The organism is Paenibacillus sp. J22P165 (genome assembly GCF_059692015.1).
Map to the genome: position 1 here is coordinate 111,180 of NZ_JCAUAP010000008.1, position 21,661 is coordinate 132,840.

The following is a 21,661-nucleotide window of genomic DNA, read 5'->3' on the forward strand; positions in this document are numbered from 1 at the left end:
AATAAATAAAGCGCTTACACAAAATTTTAGTAAAATTTAGATGAAATGAACAGTCATTCAATCAACGATTTATAAACTTTTCCTAAAAAAAAGAGACGGATCATGAATGATCCATCTCTTTTTTTGCCATTTTACATGTTATTCATTATTGTCCATCCATTGAAAGTGAAAGCTACCCTCTTTATCAACACGTTGGAACGTATGTGCTCCAAAGTAATCTCTTTGCGCTTGAAGCAAATTAGCAGGTAATCGCTCTGTCCGATAGCTATCGTAATAGGCTAAAGCAGAAGCAAACGCAGGAACAGGAATCCCTCTCGTAACAGCAAGTGAAATTACTTTTCTCCAAGCATCCTGATAATTTTTAACAATGCCACCGAAATATTCATCTAATAGCAGGTTTTTAAGTGATGGGTCTCTGTCATAGGCGTCTTTAATATTTTGCAAGAATCTTGCACGAATAATACATCCTCCACGGAAAATCATTGCAATACTGCCATAATTCAAATTCCACTTGTATTCATCGGATGCCGCTCTCATTTGAGCAAAACCTTGGGCATAGGATGCAATTTTGCTAGCGTACAAAGCTTTACGAACAGCCTCAATGAATTCTTTAGAATCTCCTTCATACTTAGCTACTGCTGGCCCGCTCAGACGTTTGCTTGCAGCTACCCGTTCTTCTTTCATAGCTGAAATGAATCGTGCAAATACAGATTCCGTGATGATTGGTAAAGGAACGCCGAGATCCAATGCACTTTGACTCGTCCATTTTCCAGTACCCTTTTGCCCTGCCGAATCGAGAATTACATCTACCATCGGTTTGCCCGTATCTGGATCTGTTTTCGAGAAAATATCGGCCGTAATTTCGATCAAATAACTATCCAACTCGCCATTGTTCCATTCAGTGAAAATCTCATGCAGCTCGTTCGTAGATAAGTGAAGAACATCCTTAAGCAAGTGATACGCTTCGCCAATCAGCTGCATATCCCCATATTCGATGCCGTTGTGTACCATTTTGACATAATGGCCCGCGCCATCTTCACCAATATAGGTCGAACAAGCATCGCCATTCACTTTGGCCGATATGGCCGTTAGGATGGGTTCTACCAAGTCATACGCATCTTTTTGACCACCAGGCATAATCGATGGGCCATGAAGGGCTCCCTCTTCACCGCCTGAAACACCGGCGCCGATAAAGCGGAATCCTTTGGCTTGCAGCTCTTTATTTCTACGTTGCGTATCTGGGAAATACGCGTTTCCACCGTCAATGAGAATATCTCCTTGACTGAGGTAGGGTACAAGCTGATCAATCGTATCGTCCGTTGGTTTGCCCGCTTTTACCATAATTAATATTTTGCGCGGCGTCTCGAGCGATTGGACAAATTCTTCCACGCTATACGTACCAACGAAATTCTTTCCTTGCGCTTCTGCTACGAGTTCCTTCGTTTTCTCAGGTGAACGATTATATATCGCAACAGAGAAGCCTTTACTTTCAATGTTCAAGGCCAAATTTTTGCCCATAACGGCCAAACCTACGACACCAATTTGCTGTTTATTCATCGTCATTACCTCCCTGTTAGTTTCTAGTTGGATTATTTAAAGTTGATCGAAGCGTAGGTCTGTGCCGCGGCAGCAGACCTCGATCTTTAATCTGATCAGCCTTTTACAGCTTTTTTCCAATCGGCAGCAAATTTCTCAAGACCTTGATCTGTTAACGGATGCTTGGAAATTTGTTCGATAACGCTGAATGGTACGGTTGCGATATGTGCGCCAGCCATAGCTACGCGAGTGACATGATCGGGATGACGTACAGAAGCAGCGATGATTTGCGCATCTAAGCTGTGGACGCGGAATAACTCAGCAATTTTCACGACTAATTGTACGCCATCTTCGGAAATATCATCGAGTCGACCCAAGAACGGGGACACATACGTAGCTCCTGCCCGCGCAGCTAGCAAAGCTTGATTTACTGTAAAGATCAAGGTCACGTTTGTTTTGACCCCTTTGTCAGCTAAGTAACGGCATGCTTCTAATCCATCTAAAGTCATTGGCAGTTTGATCGTAATGTTCTTATCATAATTGTTAATTTTGATGAGCTCTTCCGCTTGAGCAATCATTTCCTCAGCCGTAACGGCATCCGGTGTAACTTCAGCAGAAACCGATTCAACTCTAGGAACTAATTTTAAAATTTCTTCAATACGATCCTCGAATTTCACACCTTCTTTAGCTACCAGGGATGGATTTGTTGTCACACCGGACAGAACGCCCACTTTATAAGCTTTTTGGATATCCGTTACATTTGCACTGTCGATAAATAGTTTCATTTTCATTACCTCCATAAGTTGAATTGAATGGTTATGCTGTAAATTATATGATTTACGAATTACCGAGTAAACCCTTGGATAAGCGAGTGACATTCTCTACGGAGAAACCGAAATGTGCCATAACTTCAGGTCCCGCACCGGATGCTCCAAACGTATTTATAGCTAGCACTTGTCCACGCGGACCTACATAGCGTTCCCAACCCATTGAAATTCCTGCCTCAATGGAAAGTCGGTTGGTAACAGAAGAAGGAAGAATCGTTTCTTTATAGGAAACTGGTTGGCGTTCAAATAACTCCATACTTGGCATAGCTACGACTCTGACGGAAATATTGTCCTTCTCTAACTCCTGTTTCGCATTTACGGCCAAGGAAACTTCCGAACCCGTTCCAATGAGGATGAGATCTGGTTGCGCGTTGGTTTCTGTTAAGATATAAGCGCCCTTCTTCACATCTTCTAAATTTGCTTTCGTCGCACTGTAAATGGGAAGATTTTGTCGACTAAGGACAAGTGCGACTGGTCCATTCTTGTTCTCCAGTGCATAAGCCCACGCGCTCGCCGTCTCATTGGCGTCACTCGGACGAATGACAGTAAGTCCTGGAATTGTCCTTAGAGCAGCTAAGTGTTCAACTGGCTCATGCGTCGGGCCATCCTCACCAACCGCGATGGAATCATGCGTGAAGACATAAATAATCGGCAGTTTCTGCAAGGCAGCCAATCGAATGGATGGTCGCAGATAATCGCTAAAGACGAAGAAGGTACTTACAAATGGAATGACGCCTCCGTGCAAAGCCATGCCGTTACCGGCTGCTCCCATCGCATGTTCACGCACCCCGAAATAGACATTTCGTCCTTCATAGGATCCGGAGCCGAAGATTGTTTCGCCACTAATATCCGTCATTGTGGAGTGAGATAAGTCGGCGCTTCCTCCGAAGATGGCCGGCACTTGTTTGATGAAATGATTGATCGCATTCCCGCTCGCCACACGCGTGGAAATAGCTTTTGACTCATCGAATGTAAGAATATCGGCAGCTTCGATTAGAACCTTGCCATTGATAGCATTTTCGAGTTCTTGGCCAAGCTCAGGAAATGATGATTTGTAAGAAGTGAACAGTTGGTTCCATTCTGCTTCTTGAGCTTGCCCTAGTTGCTTCAACTTATCAAAGTGAGTTTGTACCTCTGTAGGAACGGTAAATTCATCATGCGTCCAGCCGTAGACTTCCTTCGTCGCTTTGGCTTCTTCCAAACCGAGTGGATTACCATGTGCTTTGTTCGTTCCAGCAACCTTGGGACTTCCGTACCCAATAATTGTTCTGATTTCAATCAGGGTAGGTCGTGAAGAATCCTGTTTGGCGAGTTCGATTGCTTTTGAAATTTCAGCTAGATCGTTGCCATCTTCTACCCTCAGGTATTGCCAATTTGCTGATTCTGCTCGTAACTGTGCATGATCCGAATAGGAAACGTTCAGATCTCCGTCTAAAGAAATATCATTGGAATCATACAAAACGATCAATTTATCCAGCTTCATATGACCAGCCATGGACATCGCCTCATACGAGATACCTTCCATCAAGCAGCCGTCTCCAACAAGCGCATACGTATAATGGTCAACGACCGGAAATGCTTCTTTGTTAAATTTGGAAGCCAAATGAGCTTCAGCCATCGCCATTCCTACAGCCATTGCAATTCCTTGCCCTAATGGACCCGTCGTTGCGTCAACACCATCCGTATGTCCGTATTCCGGATGACCAGGCGTTTTACTTTCAAGCTTACGAAATTGTTTAAGATCATCCAATGTCACCTGATAACCCGATAGATGCAGCATGCTATATAGGAGTGCAGATCCGTGTCCCGCGGACAATACGAATCGATCGCGATTAAACCACTGGCCATGGAACGGATTGTGCTTAAGATGTTTGGTCCATAATGTATAAGCCATTGGGGCAGCTCCCATCGGCAGTCCAGGATGTCCCGAATTCGCTTTATTGATTGCATCAATGGATAATGTACGGATGGTATTTACGGATAATTGATCAAGTGTTGTATTCATAAGTATAAGATTCTCCTTTTGTTGCATCGTTATTTAATACGTTTTTAGAATCGAACCACCAATGGAAGCCGTCTTTCTCAAGTAATTTATCGGATTCCTGAGGTCCGTATGTTCCTGCTGGATAAATGTGAAGCGGAAGAAGATTTTCTTGGTAAGCATCCAATAAAGGCTGTACCCACTCCCATGACAATTCCACTTCATCCCAATGGGCAAAGAAGGTTTTATCTCCTACTAAAGCATCATGGATTAGGATTTCATAAGCATCTTTAGCACCTTCTTTCAGTGTGTTAAGTTGGCTTCTAGCAGCTATATCTTCATTCGAAAGTTCCTTCCCTGCCTGACTGCTTTGAAAACTAATAGCTTCGTTAGGTCCAATCTCTATGATCAAAAGATCCTTTGAGGAGCCTTCTGTTTTAAACTCTATAACGATTTTCGTTACTTTTTCGTTCAGACGTTTTCCAGTTCGGATGTAAATGGGAGTATCTTTCCAGAACGGGTCTTTGATTTGTAGTCTGGCTGCAATGAACGTATCATTTGTTGAATCCATAGCGATACCCGATTCATCTGTATAGCCGACAACCTTCTCCCCTTTCATGACGCCAGCACCATATTGACCACGAACAACATGGTTGTGAACGTCCATTTTGTTAAGAGGGACTAGGGACTTTATCACTTGCCCTTTGAGCTTCCCAACCTCTTCTACCTTGCTTCGAGTCGGGAATTCGATAGTTAACATCATTAACAATTGAAGCATATGATTCTGGAACATATCGCGGATGGCTCCAGCATGATCATAGTAACCAGCTCTTTCCTCCACACCTAATGTTTCAATTGCGGATATTTGTACACTGGCTATCTTGCGCGATCTAAAATCGAGCTCGGAAAGCGCAGCGTGCAGAAGCTGTCTCATTTGTTGAACCATAGGTTTGCCTAAGTAGTGGTCGATGCGATAAATTTCATTCTCATTAAATGCTTGGTTCAACTTCTGATTCAATTGTCTTGCCGACGTCAAGTCATGTCCGAATGGTTTCTCGATCACCAGACGCTTCCAGCCATTCGCTGAACCAAGTCCGCTTTCATGAATGTTAGCTGCGATTGTTTCAAAAAATTCAGGGCCAACAGATAAATAGAACATGCGATTCGGCACTAATTTAAGCCCTTGTTCCCGTTCTTCAACTAACTGCAATAGCTTCTTGTAATCCTCTTTACGGTTAACATCCAATACTTGATAACGAAATGCACGTAAGAACTTTTTCATTCCTTCAGCATCTTTCACTCCACTTCGGGAGAAAGTAAGGAGGGATTGCTCTACATTTGATTGAAATGTTTCATCAGATAGTTCTCTTCTACCAAGTCCAATCAAGGAAAAAGAAGCAGGTAATTTCTGCTCGATAAATAACTGATATAAAGCTGGATATATCTTTCTTTTGGCTAAATCACCTGTAGCTCCAAATAATACAAAAGTTGCTGGCTCCAATTTAATCGCTCCTTTACTGGTTTCTACGTCATAGCTCATCTATAATGTTTCTATATATCCATTAAACGAATCTAGGAGCTATAGCTGAAATTTTATGAACAATAACTATGAACTCTACAAAGTATTTTACTGGGCTGCGAAGACGGGCAGTTTAACACAAGCTGCAAAAGTCTTATACCTTACCCAACCTAGCGTCAGCCACGCCATCAAACAACTGGAAGACAGCTTTGGTATGACATTGTTTTTCCGAAATTCAAAAGGTGTCACACTCACGCAAGAAGGCGAAGTTTTATATTCCTACATTGAGAAGTCACAAATCTTAATCTCACTGGCTGAGAAACAAATGCTCGCACTTAAAAATTTAGATAATGGTGAATTGCGGATTGGCGGCAGTGATTCTCTGTTTAAACATTACATACTTAAATACTTGGAGAACTTCCACAAGCAATATCCTGGCATAAAACTTCATCTTAACCATGGAACAACGCCGGAGATCATAGCCCTCTTAAAAGAAGGTGAAATTGATTTAGGCGTTGTTCGAATGCCGATTAGCGACTCTCAACTAGAAGTAAAAGAAAGTTTTCAACTTCAGGATTGTTTTGTAGCAGGCTCTCTCTATTCAGAGCTTCAAGATGTCGTTCTCTCACTGGATATGCTACTCCAATACCCAATCATTCTATTCTCACGCAATAGCCGGGCTCGCATGGCCATCACCGAATTATTTCAAAGTTATGGTCATCAACTCAAGCCTGAAATTGAAGTTGGAAGTGTAGATCTGCTGATTGAGTTAGCTCGCAAAGGACTTGGTATTTCCTACGTAACTAGAGAATTCGTGTCGAAAGAATTAGAAGAAGGAACTCTCTTCGAAATTCAATTGGATGTAACGATACCACCCTCACACGTTGGAATTATGATTATGCGCAATATGCCCATATCTAATGCAGTAAGCAGGTTTATTGAAATGGTTCAATAGTCGCTTCTGCCTATCACGCAGATACTTCGGATAACCAACCGACCGCATTGTGTATATGTTCGAACTCATGGTAGTTGATTGGAAATGTTTCTTTGTCTATCGCATTTTTCATATCGAGAGGAGTCACTGTATGCTCTGGAATCACGGTAGCCGTATATTGAATGCCCGCATTTAGGAGCTTAGGTAACCACTCCATCGCAAACCATTCAGCATCCTCTGCTAAAACCATTTTAGGACTTTTATCAATAAGTACTTTTTTTGCTTTTTTTATAACGGCAAGTTCAATCAATTTATCTAACGGGACGCGAAATTCCTCTGCTTTAGCTACCGAATTCCAACGAATCACAACAGCTTCAATCACATCATCCCAAAAGATATGAGCTTTATCAGAAAAATAATAGTGCATCATCGTAATCTCTCCTCTCACGCGGAATGGAACTTTCCATGCCGTAATCGATGTCTTCTTTCCGTAGTTCTACTATAGTACGAATTTGATGCATACAAGTAATTAATATATTTCACAGTAGCCATAGACCACATGAATGGCTCGCTTCGATACCCTCTTAATTTGGGACACGATCTCATGAAAAAAAGCCGCCAATAATGGCGACTTTTTCTCATGAATTAATTTTGCTTAGACATTTGTTGTTGTATCACTTGTCTGTTTCTGAATTGACGATAGGCGGCTGACAACCCCATCAATACGCCTGTCGTAACAAATACACCTACTGGAAAAGCCCAAGTCCCCCATGCAGGAACGATCAGTGGCATTAGTGAGACACCAAATGCAACAGGTACAGGTGTTTTAAACAACACACAGAGAATGAGCGTGATCAGTACATTGATTACGCCAACCCAAATGATGGATCCTGATAACAAGTGATAGACACCAACCGCAAAAATAGCTGTCAACGTCAATACCGCTAACCGGGAAGGAATCAGTTTCCAACTAAATTTCTCCGTATGAAATATCTCGAAAATAAGGGCAAATACAGGTGGAACCACGATAACTTCTAGATTTGTCGCATATGCCAATCCGATCCAAAGACATAAGATGATGCTAATGATAAGCGTATCGGTTATTTTCCGAAAATTTTGCGGACCACTTGGCGTCAATATTTCTGGTTTCCTCCATTTATAAGCGGCTATCATGATCACAAAAGTAAAAATACCCGTCGTAATCGCAAACACATAGTCATGCAATCCTAAAAAGATCGGCAGTAAAGCTGCTGGAATCGTTGGTCCGAAATTCACGCGAAATATGTGCATGAGTATGACGATAATGACAAAACCTAACCAAAGTTTCGAAAGAGGCGTTAGGGACAGCCCGTTCAAGGAAGTACCTAGGAATGCAGCGATTGTCGGAGAAAGCCACAGGTGAAGCGGCTTCTTCATCCAATGTGGAACTGGAAATACCATAACTCCTATGGCCATACCTGCAATTTCCGGAAAGAGAATTTCCTTTTGTTGTAGACATACGGATCCAACTAGCATGAGAATAATTAGCAGGTAAGCCGATAAAAAACCTCTCGATTTCAATGTAGTCCAAATCATGTTAAGTCCTCCTATATGAAGCCTATATATAAAATCCTTGTAATGGCTGTGCATGCTTTTTCCAATTGTCATTCAATAAACTAGTATGATCACAATACACGGTTTGTAAATAACGGGTCAGATTCGTTACTTTCCCTTCCACAAGGACTTCGCGTATTTCTGATGGTTTTGAAGGTACATCATTTCGATTTATGATCTCAAACTGCTCTAATGGCAAGAACATTTGCAAACTTTTTTTATATGATGTGCGAGTTGGGTAGCGAGGGGAGCTTCCCGAATCGTACTTCGTTAACTTTATCTTGTCATAGAAGTCAGTCATCAATGATTGCGCATCGAATTGAAGGATAGCGAAAGCTTCGTTGGGTTCCCTTTTTGAATAAATCTCTAGCATTTTCTTACAATCTCGTTGTGTCGGCCAGAAAAATACATGCTTATCGACATATTGATGAAATTCCAGATGAGAAGTGTTTGTCTCCATGACTTGTTCCGCAATTTTTAAATGTGCGTTTGCTACAAATAAATGGCCATTGAATTGAATTTCGCTCCTCACTTCTCTCCTTGCATCCGATAGATGAGGATTTACATAATGACAAGAATACAAAGCATCGACATGCGTAATGGAAGGTAAATTTCGTGCTCTAGTAAAGTGAAACAAGGACTTCCTTTTCGAGCTGTTCGTTATTTTGTTCACAGTCGTTACGTTCATAGGTGGATACCTCTTGTCTGCCATTTTGTGCGCTATTTGATTATAGTAAATCTGTATGTATACCATCAATATCCCGTTTTCTATCATAATGATGCGTTATTTCTATAACAAAATTGATCTAATGAAGAAAGAAACAACAGTCCAAAGATTTATAAGAAATCATTGGACTGCTGCTTAATTTTTCGGGTTTATACAATCATAAATTTCATGAATGAACCATGGCTGGTTTGACAGTTTTAAGATGTTGAATGTAGTCCTTGCTGCTCTTGGCCAGTCGCTCCGCTGTCACGTTTGTTGTATCGTTTAATGAGAAGTGCGGCAAATAAGTGGCGCTAATGAAATTAGCAAGTGCCTCTATAGGCCGCAGCAATTCTTGAAGTGTAAATTGATTGGAGCCACTATGCTGATAGGAAGATTCCGTACCATAAGTTGAAATGGCAACGCCGATTTCTTTGCCTTTTGTTTTTGAACCGTCTGGACCATAAGCCCATCCATATTGCAATACTTGATCAAACCACTTTTTGAGTAGCGGTGGCGTGCTGTACCAATAAAACGGGTATTGGAAAATGATTCGATCATGTGACTCCAGCAATTGCTGCTCTTTGGCTACATCGATCTTTTCATCCGGGTACGTTTTGTATAGCTGATGTATGGTGAATTCATTATGCTTTTGTAATTCCTCAACCCAGGCTTTATTCCAGTTGGAACCCTCGATATTCGGGTGCGTAACGATAACTAATGTTTTCATTTTTGTTTGCTCCATTTCATAGTAATGTAGTCGTATTTAAAACAAATGAGTTCAGAATTACGCTAGTAGTATCTGAAGAAAAGAGCTCTATTATCACCCTTTTAGCAGATTTCCATTAAATAGCGACTTTAAAGTTCGGACAAACAGAACGGCCAGAACGATGTTCATCAAAATAAGAATGATTGCAGCTACGGCAATGAGCGGCCAAGAATCTACAAACATCGCGTATTGTAAGGCAGCATTGCTGAGTGCCGCTATTGGAAAGCTTACGCCCCACCAAGAAGCGCCAAACGGAATTGATTTTTTAAATACTTTGAAGAATAATACAATGAACAAAAACAACCCAAAGTAAAATAAGATGGATGCGAACTGGTCAATGCGATGCTCAAAATTTATATATCCAAGAAATCCAACTTCAAACGGACCGATCATGATAAGCATGGAAGGTGTTAAACCTGCATGCATGGGAGCATGATGTATCAATCGGGATAAAATCATGGTAAGGAAAACGAGAGCCACAATTCCACCAATCGCCAGAGATAATAGATTAATTTCATGCGCCCAGGCAAACGGCATATTTCCACCTGCAACTGCAATATCAAGGGTCCCTACTCCAGGAATAAGCCAAGCAGGTACGGCATGACCGTGCTCGTGATTCCCGCCTAACAATCTTGCAACGATGATATAACTTAGTGCTAATGTCGTTACGGTTCCGATGATCCAGAGCACTTGACCCGTTCGTTCACTGTAAGTCCCAACAACGGAGGATAACAATAGAATGGCAATCGTGATCGTACCAAAGAAATTACCTATGATGGGATGTTTAAATTCATCTTTGACCTTTTGTGGGTATTGGATCCACTTAGCGATATAACCTAAGCTTAATACGATAAATATAAGCACCGCGACGAGACCAATGATATCAGCGATAACAAGTGAAGTACCGAAAAGCTTACTTGCTTGTCTCCATGCCAATGACAGACCTGAGATTCCCATAACCGACGCAAATAGATTAACGGGTAAGAATTGAATGGAACCTATACTTTTTTGTTTTTGTACGACTGTTATGGTTTGCATGGATGATGTTCACTACTTTCTATCATGTATTCAACGCAACTTACTTGTTCCTATGTTCAAATTCAAAAGGATTAAAGACATCCCCTCCAATTTTACCTATTAAAAGGTAGTTGTTCTTGCAAGATAAGTATCATTATTGAATAATTGATGAAAAGTATCAATATTCAAAATTCTATCGTTATCATTCATATTATGGATGATTGACTTCCCTTTCTTCCCTACATAAAAAGATGTCGTTTATGATAAAGTATAAGTTTAAAGGAATGATACCGCGCGCATTTACTTTTCGCGAAATACATACTACTATTTGTCATTATCAATATGAAAGTGAGGTATACTTATGGAGTTTCGGCAACTGGAATATTTTATGGCCATATGTGAAGAATTGCATTTTACGAGGGCTTCAGAAAAACTAGGCATGAGTCAGCCGACACTGAGTCATCAAATAAAGTCGCTCGAGGATGAGCTAGGGGTTCCATTATTTGATCGAATCGGTAAAAAAATTGCCATTACGGAAGCAGGAAATATTTTATTAAATGAATGCAAAGTGATTTTTTCTTCCTTATCTAACGTCAAAGTTCAAATTTTGGAGCTTCAGAAGGTAAATCGCGGCACATTATCCATTGGTGCACTCCCTGGTGAGCTAACTCAGCTCGTTTCGTCTTTGTTACTTGACTTTCATCACATTTATCCTGAAGTACAGATTAAAATTCTAAATCTTGACGATATTGTCGAACGAGTTATCCAAAACCAAATTGATCTGGCTATTACTATTTTTCCAGTCGAAGATGAACGTATTCGCAAAATTCCATTGTACAAAGAAGATATCTATTTGGCTGTTTCTCAAGAGCATGCATTGGCCAACCGTGACCATATTAATTTTGACGAAATCAGCAGTTACCCGGTCATCCTCTTCCCACAATCACATAAATGCCGCCAAGTAATTGATTTAAACAGTACCGCTTGTGGTATTAATATCGAACCTATCATCGAAACAACGGCCATTGAAACCATTATAGACCTTGTAAAGTCAGGTACAGGCGTGACCGCGCTATCCAGAACGTACTTGAATATGTATAATGATAAACAATTAAAAGCCATTAAAATCATAAATCCAACACTCCAAAGGGAAATTGGCATCATCCATCATAAAGATAAATATGTCAGCTCGGCTGCTCGGTTATTTATCGACTTATTATCACATCATATTGTTAAATTGAAGTTAGCAGAAGAAAGTACAATACTAGCTTAGTTGATGTTCAAAATAAAAAGAGCCACTTCGAAGTGGCTCTTACTATTAATAGTACATAGAAGTTTGTGGTGCTGGCGACACAATAAACGCACAATTTTTACGTGAATACCATTTTTCACTCACTTTAACCTCATTGTCATTCCATTCGTCAATCATACCCCCACCAATAATTCTACCGTCCTTCACGACTATGATAAATTGCCCAAATAATATAGCATTATCGAATTCAATGTCATATTGAACTGTTTCCATGTTATGTTATTCCACCTTTCTATAAGAATTATGAATTATCAACTCATCCTTTAAAAAAAGGTGCATTCTTCATGAAGATGCTCTCTATTTTTTCGTACAGAGGACCATTTAATTCAGTTCTATACTGAATGTCCAGCCATTCTGGATCTTGCAGAAAAGCTTCAAAGTTCCGTTCGCGAGAAGTTGCGTTCTCATGTTCTAGTACGTAATAGAGACGATTTTTCGATTCGTCTGCGTCTACCCAAAAATTCGTTGTTTTCATTTCATGTTTGGCTAGAAGGGCTATCACATTATCCCGAAACCGATCTAGGATAGCTTCCATGCGCCCAGGTACAATATCATATATCCGCAACTCGTATAGCATAAGATCATCCTCCATTCTTTCCTACACACTTACTTATTAATAGGTAAGTGCACTAAGTCACATATTTTTATACACGTCACTTGCTTCTTCTTACAGCCTCATTATTAAACAATTGATCACAAGTTACAATACGCGATATTCTATTATTATCATTAATAAATTGAATCCATATACAAAAAGCCCGACAAGAAGTCGGACTTTTTCGCATATGGATCTGTCATATGTGTTGTAAGTTATCCACCGATTGGATTGTTGGCTACTGGATTTTTTTCAGCAGAAACAACTTCACCCGTTTTGGAATTCACATTTACGATATAGACATCGCCTTCGTCATTCAGCTGCTGCTTTGTTTTACCATCAACTGGGGTTGTAAAGAATACTGCGTAGTATGTGCCTTCCTTGTCCACCAAATTTACAAAATAAGTAGTTTGATCCAAACCAGCTAAGGAATCATTGTATTTGCTTTGCAACGCTTTTTTGGCAATCTCGATTGCCTGCTCCTCTTTCATATCTTGGGACGTTTTAACCGGTTCACGATAATTAGGATTTGGTGTAAATCCTTCCATCGTAGATCCTTGAGCATTAGAATCTACAGGTTGCGGTACAGCCACCTTCTGTTGACCTTGACCTGTCACATTGACACTTGGTGCTGAATCCACAGATAGAGCAAAAGCTGAAATTGCACCGTTGCCTGCAATCAACGCCGCCGCTACGCCTGCCGTAAGTAGTGTTGCATACATCTTTTTCTTCATTTCCATTACCTCCATCGTTTCATTGATATCGCTTGTTACACTTATAGAATAAGGGAGCGATATGATAAACTTGTTTCTTCGTTATGATGGAGTTGTAAAATCAACCGAAACTTTCGTAAATTCGTTCTCTATCGATGTAATTTGGATGCGCGCATGATGAAGCTCAGCGATTTGACTGCAAATCGCTAAGCCTAATCCGATTCCGCCCAGTTCTTTGGTACGTGATTTGTCCACCACATAGAATGCCTCTGTTAGTTGTGCAATGTCCTTCGCAGGAATACCTTTCCCATAGTCGAGCACTTCGACAATAACGTCTTTTTCTCGGTAGCTGCTTCTCAACGTAATCTTCCCTCCAGGATAGGAGGCTTTCACACTATTTTCCACTACGTTTATGAATAACGATTGCAATAGCGTTTTATCACCAACGATGTGATGAGCTAAACATTCGGTTTCAACTGTTATTTGTTTAACATCCAACTGGTGCTGCACCATGGTTACCACATACATAAACAGTTCATTTAAATCAACGCGTTCTAAGGAGATTTCGCCATTTTTCAAATATAACAATTCCATCATCTTTTTTGAAAGCAGATCCAGTCGGTTGGCATGCTCATGAATGTAACGGATGGCCATTCTCCGATCATCTTCATCATAGTTGGCGTGAGTCAAAAACTCACTATACCCCTTTATTGCCGTTATCGGCGTTTTTATTTCGTGGGTAAGATTGTTAATAAACGTTTGTTTCTCTTCGTTTGCTTTTTGAATCGTTTCAATATTCGTAGAAACGGCATCAACCATCTTGTTGAAATTTTGTGCTAACTCCCCGATTTCGTCATTGCCACTCACCTTAACGCGTCTATGGTAAGCACCCGCGGCTATGTCCTTAACCCCTTTATTTAACCGTCTAATCGGTGAAGTTAATTGAAATAGGAGTAAAATGAGCACAACCGATAATAGCACTGATATCACGACACTGAGCGTTATAAAATAATGGAGCAGAGACTGATAATATGCTTGCAGATAGTCGGAATTTCTGGAGAGGACCAACCTGAGTCCCTGAAAATCCATCTTCCCCCCAACAAAAATCCAGAGCTGTCCCTGCAACTTTCTGTATGTGCTTTTACGGGAATCCCCCTGCAATTCTTCACGTTTGCCATCAAATTGATAAGCATTTGAAAAGATCAGTTGGTTCCCATTGTACACTTCAGCTTGAATCCCTTTTTTATAATAATTGGCTGCAAAAGCACCAATAACGGAGCCATAGTCGGCTCCGCCAGTACTTTCAATATAAACATTAAGTATATAACTTAAGGCATTTTCAAAGCCCTCAAACTCGTTAATCCCTCTTGCGATGTCCATCTTCTCGTTTAATTGATAACTCTTTTTAAGAAGTCCATATGCACCTAGATCGAAGACAATTAGAAAAACAAGCAGGACAAGCAAATACGTTTTCTGCCAAAACTTCATACTTACACCTCAAGCCTGTAACCGTACTTATACACTGTTTTAATCTGATTGTCCCAATTAAGCTTCTTTCTCAGCTTCTGAATGTGGACGTCAACCGTCCTTGTATCTCCGTAGAAATCGAATCCCCATACGCGTTCGACAATTCTTTCTCTAGACAAGGCAATATTTTTATTTTGAATAAGCAGTTCAAGCAGTTGAAATTCTTTGTATGTCATGTCAATGAGTTGTCCCTGAACCATCACAGTATGCTTGTCTAAATCTACAGCAATACCATCTAGCTTGAATTCGTTATTCTCCCGATGGTTTCTTCTCAATATGACATGGATGCGAGCAATTAGTTCCACGGCTTCAAATGGTTTGGCTATGTAGTCCTCAGCACCGATTTCCAAGCCATGAACTTTATCAGCAAGTGAATCTCTGGCCGTTAAGTAGATCACAGGTACGTTTCGTTTCACGATTTCGGAGATAACTTCAAACCCGTCTTTGCCTGGAAGCATCACATCCAGAATGACCAAATCAATTTTATGCTCATGCAAAACATCAGAAACCTGATCCCCGCTATACAATTGAACATATTCGTGCCCGACCATTTTTAAATTAACCGCGATTAAATCATTGATTGCTCTCTCATCATCTACGATGAGTATTTTAGCCATACGATCACACTCCATAACAAGCATATCAAATACTTCATTGGAAGTTGTTATCGAGTTGTAAAATTTGTTCCCCATCCATATTAATGGTTCCTATTTTTGATTGGCTTTTGAAGTACGTCTACGATGGCTGCGAAGATACTTGTTACTAGAATAGCCATTAGACATAATGATGTAGGACCCGCAGCGTCATCGCTAACTGTAACTTGAGCAAGTACCCGCAAGCTTACAATTCCTATCAAGAGGAGGAAAATGACGGCAAAAGCGCATCTCTTTATTATTTTCAAAGAAGTAAGCGATAATTCAGAGATAGCATTGTTCTTTTCGATGTAGGTTAATAGTTTATAAGCTTGAAACAACGCAACCGAAAACGCCACACAGAATCCGTAAGCACATACTAAAAAGGGGATTAAGAAATAGGCCGTATCTGGATGTGCTTTTGCATCTTTAATGGCTATCACTGGCAACCAGATACACAAAGCAAGTACTGCAATTCCCGCTAGAAAAATTATGACCTTTAAGAAAGTGGTTGAACCTCGTTTAACATTCATCTATGACACCTCACTTATTTAATGACAACATGATTCTAACACATTATTTATCGTTATTCAATAAAATAACATTGTTTTTAAATATACTATTATTGTTATCTACATATGAGTCGAGTACAAAAAAAAGAACCATGATCAACATGGTTCCCTGCATTACTACCTATTTACTTAACCCCCGTATAAACAAACGCGCGAATGATATGCCGTTGCGCAAAAAAGAATGCGATCAGAATCGGTGTTACTAACATCATATTGCCGGCCATTAACACATTCCAATTGGCTACGCCCTCTTCTTCCCTAATTTTAGCAATCCCCAGAGGCAATGTTCTTGCGACATCATCTGTCGTCATAACGAGTGGCCAGAAGTAATCGTTCCAATGCGCAATAAAGCTAAACAAAGCAAATGTGGCTAATACGGGCTTGGCCATCGGTACCATTAATTTGACAATAATCTGCCATTCTTTGGCACTATCCAACCTCGCTGCTTCAATCAATTCTTCTTGAACTTGTTTAAACGATTGCCGCAATAAGAAAATACCGAAAGCGCTGGACGCAAAGGGGAGAATCAGAGCTAGATGTGTGTTCAGCAATTTCCATGTACTTAATTGTAAATAAACAGGCAAGAAAATTAATTGCGACGGAATCATTAACGTTATCATAACCATGCCAAACAAAAAGCCTGAACCCTTAAATTTATAGCGCGCAAAAGCATAGGCTGCCGGAATAATCGTTAGCATCTGCGCTACGAGAATACTAATCGAGATAATAACACTGTTCGTAATATAGTGTAAAAACGGACCTGAACCCCATGCTTTTGAATAATTGCTCCAAATGAAATGTTTGGGGATCCAATTTGGCGGGAAAATCATGGTTTCAGGCAGCGTCTTCAGTGAAGTAGAAAGCATCCAGCCAAATGGCATTGCAAAAATAAGGACTAGAGCAATCATGCAAATGACACTTATAGTCTTGATGATATAGTGGGAAATTTTTGATACAATCTCTTCTTTGCTTCTTACGTATATCACGGTACGATCAGAATCAATTGTCTGCTCGGCTTTCAATGCATTCCCTTCTTTCTATTGATAATGAACGCGTTTTGACATCAATTTAAAGTAAATAATCGTTAATATCCCGACAATAAATAGTAAAATGACACCAGCCGCAGAAGCACTGCCGATTTTGAAGAATCGGAAACCATACTCATAAATGTAATAGACAAGCGTATTCGTTGAGTTAACCGGCCCTCCCTGCGTCATAATCGCGATGGTTTCAAACACCTGGAACGAACCGATCATATTGATGACGACTAAGAAGAAGATGGTTGGCGAGAGCATCGGGAGAATTAAGCGGTAAAAGGTCGTCCAAGGCTTGGATCGATCCAGAGCTGCCGCTTCATAGATGTCCCTAGGAATACTTTGTAACCCAGCGATAAACACAAGGGTATTATAGCCAAGCCCTTTCCAGACAGCGACGATGACTAATGAAATCAAGGATGTACTTGGTGAGGAAAGCCACGCTAGTTTACCAAAGCCAAACAAACCGATGAACCAGTTCAGCAGGCCATACTGCGGGTCCATTACCCACACCCAGATCATGGAAATAGAAACCCAGGAAACAATATGCGGACTGAAGATTGCACCTTGGACAAAGGTTTGAAACACACTGGCTTTATTCAACCAGAGTGCGAGTAATAGGGAAAAAACTATGATACATGTAACGGTCAACACTGTGTAAATTGTTGAGTTTGAGATCACTTGTAGAAACTCTTTCTCCGTAAGAAGATCCGTAAAGTTCTGCAAACCAACAAAGTTTTTCGTTGGGCTAATAAAGTTCCAATCATACATACTTAGGTACATCATATAAATGATCGGATAAATAAAAAACACTGAAAATACGGCAATCGCTGGTGCAACCATGGCATACGGACGCAGTTTTTCCCACATTGTCATCTTACACACCGCCGCCAGCAACAAGAATTTTTTCTTGTCGTGCTTCTTTTGATGTCTTCTGCACATCCATATTCCGAATTCTTTCACCATTCTGATCAAAATAGTAGAGCTTATCGAATGGAATTACTGTTTTGATCTGATTTTCCATGTGTAAGGGAGAAAGGAAGGTCTTTACGAAAAAGATACCCATATCCGATTTGATCTGATAAATATTTTCCGAGCCTAGACTTTCTCTAGTAAGGATCTCCCCTTCAACCATAAATCCATCCACATGTTCATTCGGTGACATCACCACATGCTCTGCTCGGAAGCCAATGGAACCAATTTTCGAGGTTGAATCTAGCTGTAACCCTCGTACATCAGCAAACTTAAAGATATTCATAGCCGGAGTTCCGATAAACTGTGCTGTAAACACATTATCCGGATCGTTATAAAGTTTCAGAGGTGAGTCCGCTTGCTGAATGACCCCTTTATTCATGAGCACGATCTCGTCACCCATAGACATGGCTTCCACTTGATCATGGGTAACATAGACAAAGGTAGTACCTAGCCTTTTATGAAGCTGAATCAATTCCGTACGCATTTGATTGCGCAGCTTGGCATCTAGATTGGAGAGCGGCTCATCCAAAATAAATACTTTGGGATTCTTAACCATGGCTCGAGCAAGGGCTACCCTTTGGCGCTGTCCACCAGATAAGTTTTGTGGTTTCTTGTCCAAATAAGGGGTTAAAGCGACGATCTCACAAATATCATGGATCAGAGCATCACGTTCATTTTTCGGTACTTTTCTGTTTTTTAGACCAAATTCAATATTTTGACGTACGGTCATCGTCGGGTATAATGCATAGTTTTGGAAGACCATGGCCACATCTCGTAGACCAGGCTGCGTATCATTTACACATTTATCACCGATCCATATTTGTCCTTCGCTCTGTTTTTCGAGTCCTGCAATCATGCGCAAGGTCGTTGATTTACCACACCCGGATGGGCCGACAAGAACAGTAAACGACCCATCCTTAATCGTAAGATTCAAACCGCTGATAATCGTTTCGTCTTTATACTTTTTGCCGATATTGATTAATTGGATCCGTGCCATACGTTCATCTCCTTCACAAATAGGCTGCTGTTACGCCTCAATTTTGATCGTGTTATTCTGAATAGCCTGCATCAACTGAGACAACTCGTCTAACGAATGCAATCGTAAATCCCATTGCTGTTCATCCCCGCTCTGATAAGGAGAGATGAAACAAGTTCGACCGCCAGCTTGTTGGACAGGGTACAAATCATTCCATGGATTATCGCCAATCGATAAAACCTCATGTGCGTGATATCCCTGCTCAAGCAACGATGTCATGTACTTTTGTATGCCAAACGGTTTATCAGCACCACAGTAAATTTCGTTAAACATATGGTGTATTTGCATATAGTGCAAAAAGTCGATACCGGATTTTTCGTAGGTATTGGTCATCAATATTTTTCTATCAACTGCGGTTACGTTCTGAATGGTTTGAAATAGGTCATTGTGCAGTCCAAATTGATAAGGAGCAAGAATCATTTCCTCACGTACTTGTTCAAAAGCAACTTTCATTTTATCTTCTGAAATGTTGAGCTTATGACGGGTTGCATTTACGATTCCCCAAGGATCTCCCATATAGCTCAGATTGGCATCATACATGGATAAAGCTGCGTATTTCTCAGCAAATTCTTGCCCTTCGAGCTCAACACCGTTCGATGAAAATCCATGAACAAATCTCCCGGATTTCTGAACAAGCGCAACCCCATCTAATTTGTGATAGAAATGGCCTAGTTTGATCGGGTTCGTGCCTGCTAAGATTTTTCTAGATGATTCTATGGTAGCTTTCGTCTCTTGTTCCCATTCTGTACCTTCCAACAAATAGCGGATATACCGATCCATGAAGGTGTCTTCTTGATAAAGCGTTCCATCCATATCAAAAATAATTACTTTAATGTCAGATAACCATTCCACAGGTAGGATCAGCCTTTCTTCTAGTTGAATTTAGTCGTTGGCCAGCTTCTTAACTAGGAAGCTGGCCCTTCTCTTCCGGTGTTACTTGCTCAACAATTTATTCGCTTTTTCCGCAGCCTCGTTCATCGCATCTTGTGGTTTCACATCTTTTTCAAGAATGGACTTGGTCATGGCATCGATGATTGTTTTCGAAATTTCTGTGTAAGCATTTGCGCTCGGACGAAGTACAGCATACTGTAATTGATCCGAAGCAACCTTGTATTGCGGGAACTCTTTGTAGTAAGTTTGCAACTCTTCACTTTGTAAAGCAGATAGACGGCTTGGCAGGTAACCAACATACTTATGCTGATAAATCGTATTTTCTTTGGTCGTCATAAACTTAATAAACTCCCAAGTTGCTTCTTTTTCTGCGTTGCTTAGCTTCGATGTGATGGACAAATGACACCCACCTGTCGGAACACCATACGTTTTGTTAGCAGGCATAAAGCTGGTCGCCATCTCAAAATTATTTCCTTTTGCTACCTCCATGCTTGCAGAAACGCCTGCGGTGGATCCGATTTTAAATGCCGAAAGCTGGTTCGTCCAATCCTTATCGGCATCAGCTCCTGCTGTCTTTCCAACTGTAAATTTGATTAAACCTTCATCGGACATTTTCTTCCAAAACTCAACCGGTGCTACGCCTTCAGGAGAGTTGAACGTTGCTTTTTTATTGTCGTCGCTGATCACCTTACCACCGCTTTGTGCTACGAGTGCCTCATATTCCCAGACGCCGACAGCCATTGTCATTGGTGTCTTACCTTTTGCTTTCAATACGCGGCCATATTGCTCCAACTCTGCCCAACTTTTTGGACCTGCAGGATCTAAGCCAGCATCTTTTAACATCGTGATATTCTTGTAAAAGATCGGCGTGCTTCTCATAAATGGAATCCCGTAGAGCTTCCCATCCACATACGCGTTCCCCATGAGTCCTGGAATAAAATCTTTCAAATTGACTTGAGCCTCATCCCTTGCAGCAAGTGAAGTTAGATCTGCTAGCATGCCTGAGCGGGAAAAAATACCGGTAGAAGAAATTTCAAGATCGAATACGGCTGGCGCATTGCCTGCAGCAAATGCTGCTTGTACTTTTGCATTAAGATCATCGTATGTCCCTTGGTTTGCTTGCTGCACTTCAATTTTGTTCTGAGACTCATTAAATTTTTTGACGAGGTTTTGTTTTGCTTCTTCAATTTTACCGCCGTTAGCTGTCCAGTATTTAATGACGACTTTACCACCTGAAGCGGCGGAGTTACTTCCTGAACCTGATGCCGACTTGTTGTCTGTGCCACCTGTTCCACATGCAGTTAACATAACAATGGAGCTAAGCGTAAGAAGTGATACCCATTTTTTCTTTAACATTTTCAATTTCCTCCTAATTTTTGATCATCATCAAAAAGAAAGAAGCCTAAATCAACCGCCGACATTATGTCGGCCGCTAATCAGGCTTCTCCACTACTCCAACCTACTGCTATTTACTTGTCATAATCATCATAAG

22 protein-coding genes are annotated in these 21,661 nt (G+C 40.8%); 2 read left to right on the forward strand and 20 right to left on the reverse strand.

The features are described 5' to 3' along the window. Positions 1-138: 138 nt before the first annotated feature. The 4 genes from gnd to zwf form a co-directional block, all read right to left on the reverse strand. Positions 139-1,557, reverse strand: coding sequence for an NADP-dependent phosphogluconate dehydrogenase (gene gnd / locus AC58QM_RS20635; protein WP_497286732.1), 1,419 nt, complete (start codon positions 1,555-1,557; stop codon positions 139-141). A 95-nt stretch (positions 1,558-1,652) separates the two neighbouring features. Then, positions 1,653-2,321, reverse strand: coding sequence for a fructose-6-phosphate aldolase (gene fsa, locus AC58QM_RS20640; protein WP_497286733.1), 669 nt, complete (start codon positions 2,319-2,321; stop codon positions 1,653-1,655). 52 nt (positions 2,322-2,373) lie between these two features. Then, the gene (gene tkt, locus AC58QM_RS20645; RefSeq protein ID WP_497286734.1) at positions 2,374-4,368 is read right to left on the reverse strand and encodes a transketolase; all 1,995 of its coding nucleotides are present in this window, start codon (positions 4,366-4,368) and stop codon (positions 2,374-2,376) included. Next, positions 4,352-5,845 carry a glucose-6-phosphate dehydrogenase gene (gene zwf / locus AC58QM_RS20650; protein WP_497286735.1) on the reverse strand — a complete coding sequence of 498 codons (1,494 nt, stop codon included), beginning with the start codon at positions 5,843-5,845 and terminating at the stop codon, positions 4,352-4,354. The genes tkt and zwf overlap by 17 nt, the downstream gene beginning before the upstream one ends. 94 nt (positions 5,846-5,939) lie before the next feature. On the opposite strand from zwf, the gene AC58QM_RS20655 reads away from it, so the two are divergent. Then, complete coding sequence (locus AC58QM_RS20655; protein ID WP_497286736.1) at positions 5,940-6,818, forward strand: LysR family transcriptional regulator; 879 nt, start codon at positions 5,940-5,942, stop codon at positions 6,816-6,818. 13 nt (positions 6,819-6,831) lie between these two features. Here the strand turns inward: AC58QM_RS20655 and AC58QM_RS20660 are convergent, their stop codons facing one another. From AC58QM_RS20660 to AC58QM_RS20680, 5 genes are all read right to left on the reverse strand, one after another. Beyond that, positions 6,832-7,227: a hypothetical protein gene (locus tag AC58QM_RS20660; protein WP_497286737.1), complete on the reverse strand. Its 396-nt coding sequence runs from the start codon at positions 7,225-7,227 to the stop codon at positions 6,832-6,834. Positions 7,228-7,442: 215 nt separating this feature from the next. Then, entirely contained in the window at positions 7,443-8,372 is a 930-nt protein-coding gene (locus tag AC58QM_RS20665; protein WP_497286738.1) for a hypothetical protein, read from the reverse strand. A gap of 22 nt (positions 8,373-8,394) precedes the next feature. Further along, the gene (locus AC58QM_RS20670) at positions 8,395-9,078 is read right to left on the reverse strand and encodes a DUF7002 family protein (RefSeq protein ID WP_497286739.1); all 684 of its coding nucleotides are present in this window, start codon (positions 9,076-9,078) and stop codon (positions 8,395-8,397) included. Positions 9,079-9,283: 205 nt separating this feature from the next. Next, positions 9,284-9,826, reverse strand: a complete 543-nt coding sequence (locus AC58QM_RS20675; protein ID WP_497286740.1) for an NAD(P)H-dependent oxidoreductase — start codon at positions 9,824-9,826, stop codon at positions 9,284-9,286. A gap of 93 nt (positions 9,827-9,919) precedes the next feature. Beyond that, positions 9,920-10,903 carry an SLAC1 anion channel family protein gene (locus AC58QM_RS20680; protein WP_497286741.1) on the reverse strand — a complete coding sequence of 328 codons (984 nt, stop codon included), beginning with the start codon at positions 10,901-10,903 and terminating at the stop codon, positions 9,920-9,922. A 340-nt stretch (positions 10,904-11,243) separates the two neighbouring features. Between AC58QM_RS20680 and AC58QM_RS20685 the strand changes: the two genes are divergently transcribed. Continuing rightward, on the forward strand, positions 11,244-12,155 hold the full coding sequence (locus tag AC58QM_RS20685; RefSeq protein ID WP_497286742.1) for a LysR family transcriptional regulator: 912 nt from the start codon (positions 11,244-11,246) through the stop codon (positions 12,153-12,155). A gap of 45 nt (positions 12,156-12,200) precedes the next feature. Here the strand turns inward: AC58QM_RS20685 and AC58QM_RS20690 are convergent, their stop codons facing one another. The 11 genes from AC58QM_RS20690 to AC58QM_RS20740 all read right to left on the reverse strand — a co-directional run bounded on the left by AC58QM_RS20690 (position 12,201) and on the right by AC58QM_RS20740 (position 21,525). Next, the gene (locus AC58QM_RS20690; RefSeq protein WP_497286743.1) at positions 12,201-12,407 is read right to left on the reverse strand and encodes a hypothetical protein; all 207 of its coding nucleotides are present in this window, start codon (positions 12,405-12,407) and stop codon (positions 12,201-12,203) included. Between the two features lie 43 nt (positions 12,408-12,450). Then, positions 12,451-12,771 (reverse strand): NIPSNAP family protein, encoded by a 321-nt coding sequence (locus AC58QM_RS20695; protein WP_497286744.1) that lies wholly within the window; start codon positions 12,769-12,771, stop codon positions 12,451-12,453. Positions 12,772-13,004: 233 nt separating this feature from the next. After that, positions 13,005-13,523 carry a hypothetical protein gene (locus AC58QM_RS20700; protein WP_497286745.1) on the reverse strand — a complete coding sequence of 173 codons (519 nt, stop codon included), beginning with the start codon at positions 13,521-13,523 and terminating at the stop codon, positions 13,005-13,007. Positions 13,524-13,604: 81 nt separating this feature from the next. Further along, positions 13,605-14,990: a sensor histidine kinase gene (locus AC58QM_RS20705; protein WP_497286746.1), complete on the reverse strand. Its 1,386-nt coding sequence runs from the start codon at positions 14,988-14,990 to the stop codon at positions 13,605-13,607. A gap of 2 nt (positions 14,991-14,992) precedes the next feature. Next, the gene (locus tag AC58QM_RS20710) at positions 14,993-15,646 is read right to left on the reverse strand and encodes a response regulator transcription factor (RefSeq protein WP_497286747.1); all 654 of its coding nucleotides are present in this window, start codon (positions 15,644-15,646) and stop codon (positions 14,993-14,995) included. Between the two features lie 80 nt (positions 15,647-15,726). Continuing rightward, a complete protein-coding gene (locus AC58QM_RS20715) occupies positions 15,727-16,194 on the reverse strand; it encodes a DUF2975 domain-containing protein (RefSeq protein ID WP_497286748.1) in 468 nt (155 codons plus the stop codon). A 164-nt stretch (positions 16,195-16,358) separates the two neighbouring features. Then, positions 16,359-17,141, reverse strand: a complete 783-nt coding sequence (locus AC58QM_RS20720; RefSeq protein WP_497287101.1) for a carbohydrate ABC transporter permease — start codon at positions 17,139-17,141, stop codon at positions 16,359-16,361. A gap of 129 nt (positions 17,142-17,270) precedes the next feature. Continuing rightward, positions 17,271-18,143 carry a carbohydrate ABC transporter permease gene (locus AC58QM_RS20725; protein WP_497286749.1) on the reverse strand — a complete coding sequence of 291 codons (873 nt, stop codon included), beginning with the start codon at positions 18,141-18,143 and terminating at the stop codon, positions 17,271-17,273. 1 nt (position 18,144) lies between these two features. Further along, on the reverse strand, positions 18,145-19,239 hold the full coding sequence (locus AC58QM_RS20730) for an ABC transporter ATP-binding protein (RefSeq protein WP_497286750.1): 1,095 nt from the start codon (positions 19,237-19,239) through the stop codon (positions 18,145-18,147). A 30-nt stretch (positions 19,240-19,269) separates the two neighbouring features. Continuing rightward, positions 19,270-20,130 (reverse strand): HAD family hydrolase, encoded by an 861-nt coding sequence (locus AC58QM_RS20735; RefSeq protein ID WP_497286751.1) that lies wholly within the window; start codon positions 20,128-20,130, stop codon positions 19,270-19,272. 81 nt (positions 20,131-20,211) lie between these two features. Further along, positions 20,212-21,525 (reverse strand): ABC transporter substrate-binding protein, encoded by a 1,314-nt coding sequence (locus AC58QM_RS20740; RefSeq protein WP_497286752.1) that lies wholly within the window; start codon positions 21,523-21,525, stop codon positions 20,212-20,214. Positions 21,526-21,661 lie beyond the last annotated feature (136 nt).

Excerpts from the sequence above, each read along its gene's own strand:
- AC58QM_RS20660 (WP_497286737.1), bottom strand. The coding sequence starts at position 7,227 with ATGATGCACTATTATTTTTCTGATAAAGCTCATATCTTTTGGGATGAT.
- AC58QM_RS20700 (WP_497286745.1), bottom strand. The coding sequence starts at position 13,523 with ATGAAGAAAAAGATGTATGCAACACTACTTACGGCAGGCGTAGCGGCG.
- AC58QM_RS20705 (WP_497286746.1), bottom strand. The coding sequence starts at position 14,990 with ATGAAGTTTTGGCAGAAAACGTATTTGCTTGTCCTGCTTGTTTTTCTA.
- gnd (WP_497286732.1), bottom strand. The coding sequence starts at position 1,557 with ATGAATAAACAGCAAATTGGTGTCGTAGGTTTGGCCGTTATGGGCAAA.
- tkt (WP_497286734.1), bottom strand. The coding sequence starts at position 4,368 with ATGAATACAACACTTGATCAATTATCCGTAAATACCATCCGTACATTA.
- AC58QM_RS20695 (WP_497286744.1), bottom strand. The coding sequence starts at position 12,771 with ATGCTATACGAGTTGCGGATATATGATATTGTACCTGGGCGCATGGAA.
- AC58QM_RS20685 (WP_497286742.1), top strand. The coding sequence starts at position 11,244 with ATGGAGTTTCGGCAACTGGAATATTTTATGGCCATATGTGAAGAATTG.
- AC58QM_RS20680 (WP_497286741.1), bottom strand. The coding sequence starts at position 10,903 with ATGCAAACCATAACAGTCGTACAAAAACAAAAAAGTATAGGTTCCATT.
- AC58QM_RS20720 (WP_497287101.1), bottom strand. The coding sequence starts at position 17,141 with ATGATTGCTCTAGTCCTTATTTTTGCAATGCCATTTGGCTGGATGCTT.
- AC58QM_RS20740 (WP_497286752.1), bottom strand. The coding sequence starts at position 21,525 with ATGTTAAAGAAAAAATGGGTATCACTTCTTACGCTTAGCTCCATTGTT.
- fsa (WP_497286733.1), bottom strand. The coding sequence starts at position 2,321 with ATGAAACTATTTATCGACAGTGCAAATGTAACGGATATCCAAAAAGCT.
- AC58QM_RS20690 (WP_497286743.1), bottom strand. The coding sequence starts at position 12,407 with ATGGAAACAGTTCAATATGACATTGAATTCGATAATGCTATATTATTT.
- AC58QM_RS20715 (WP_497286748.1), bottom strand. The coding sequence starts at position 16,194 with ATGAATGTTAAACGAGGTTCAACCACTTTCTTAAAGGTCATAATTTTT.
- AC58QM_RS20665 (WP_497286738.1), bottom strand. The coding sequence starts at position 8,372 with ATGATTTGGACTACATTGAAATCGAGAGGTTTTTTATCGGCTTACCTG.
- AC58QM_RS20670 (WP_497286739.1), bottom strand. The coding sequence starts at position 9,078 with ATGAACGTAACGACTGTGAACAAAATAACGAACAGCTCGAAAAGGAAG.
- AC58QM_RS20725 (WP_497286749.1), bottom strand. The coding sequence starts at position 18,143 with ATGACAATGTGGGAAAAACTGCGTCCGTATGCCATGGTTGCACCAGCG.
- AC58QM_RS20655 (WP_497286736.1), top strand. The coding sequence starts at position 5,940 with ATGAACAATAACTATGAACTCTACAAAGTATTTTACTGGGCTGCGAAG.
- AC58QM_RS20675 (WP_497286740.1), bottom strand. The coding sequence starts at position 9,826 with ATGAAAACATTAGTTATCGTTACGCACCCGAATATCGAGGGTTCCAAC.
- AC58QM_RS20730 (WP_497286750.1), bottom strand. The coding sequence starts at position 19,239 with ATGGCACGGATCCAATTAATCAATATCGGCAAAAAGTATAAAGACGAA.
- AC58QM_RS20710 (WP_497286747.1), bottom strand. The coding sequence starts at position 15,646 with ATGGCTAAAATACTCATCGTAGATGATGAGAGAGCAATCAATGATTTA.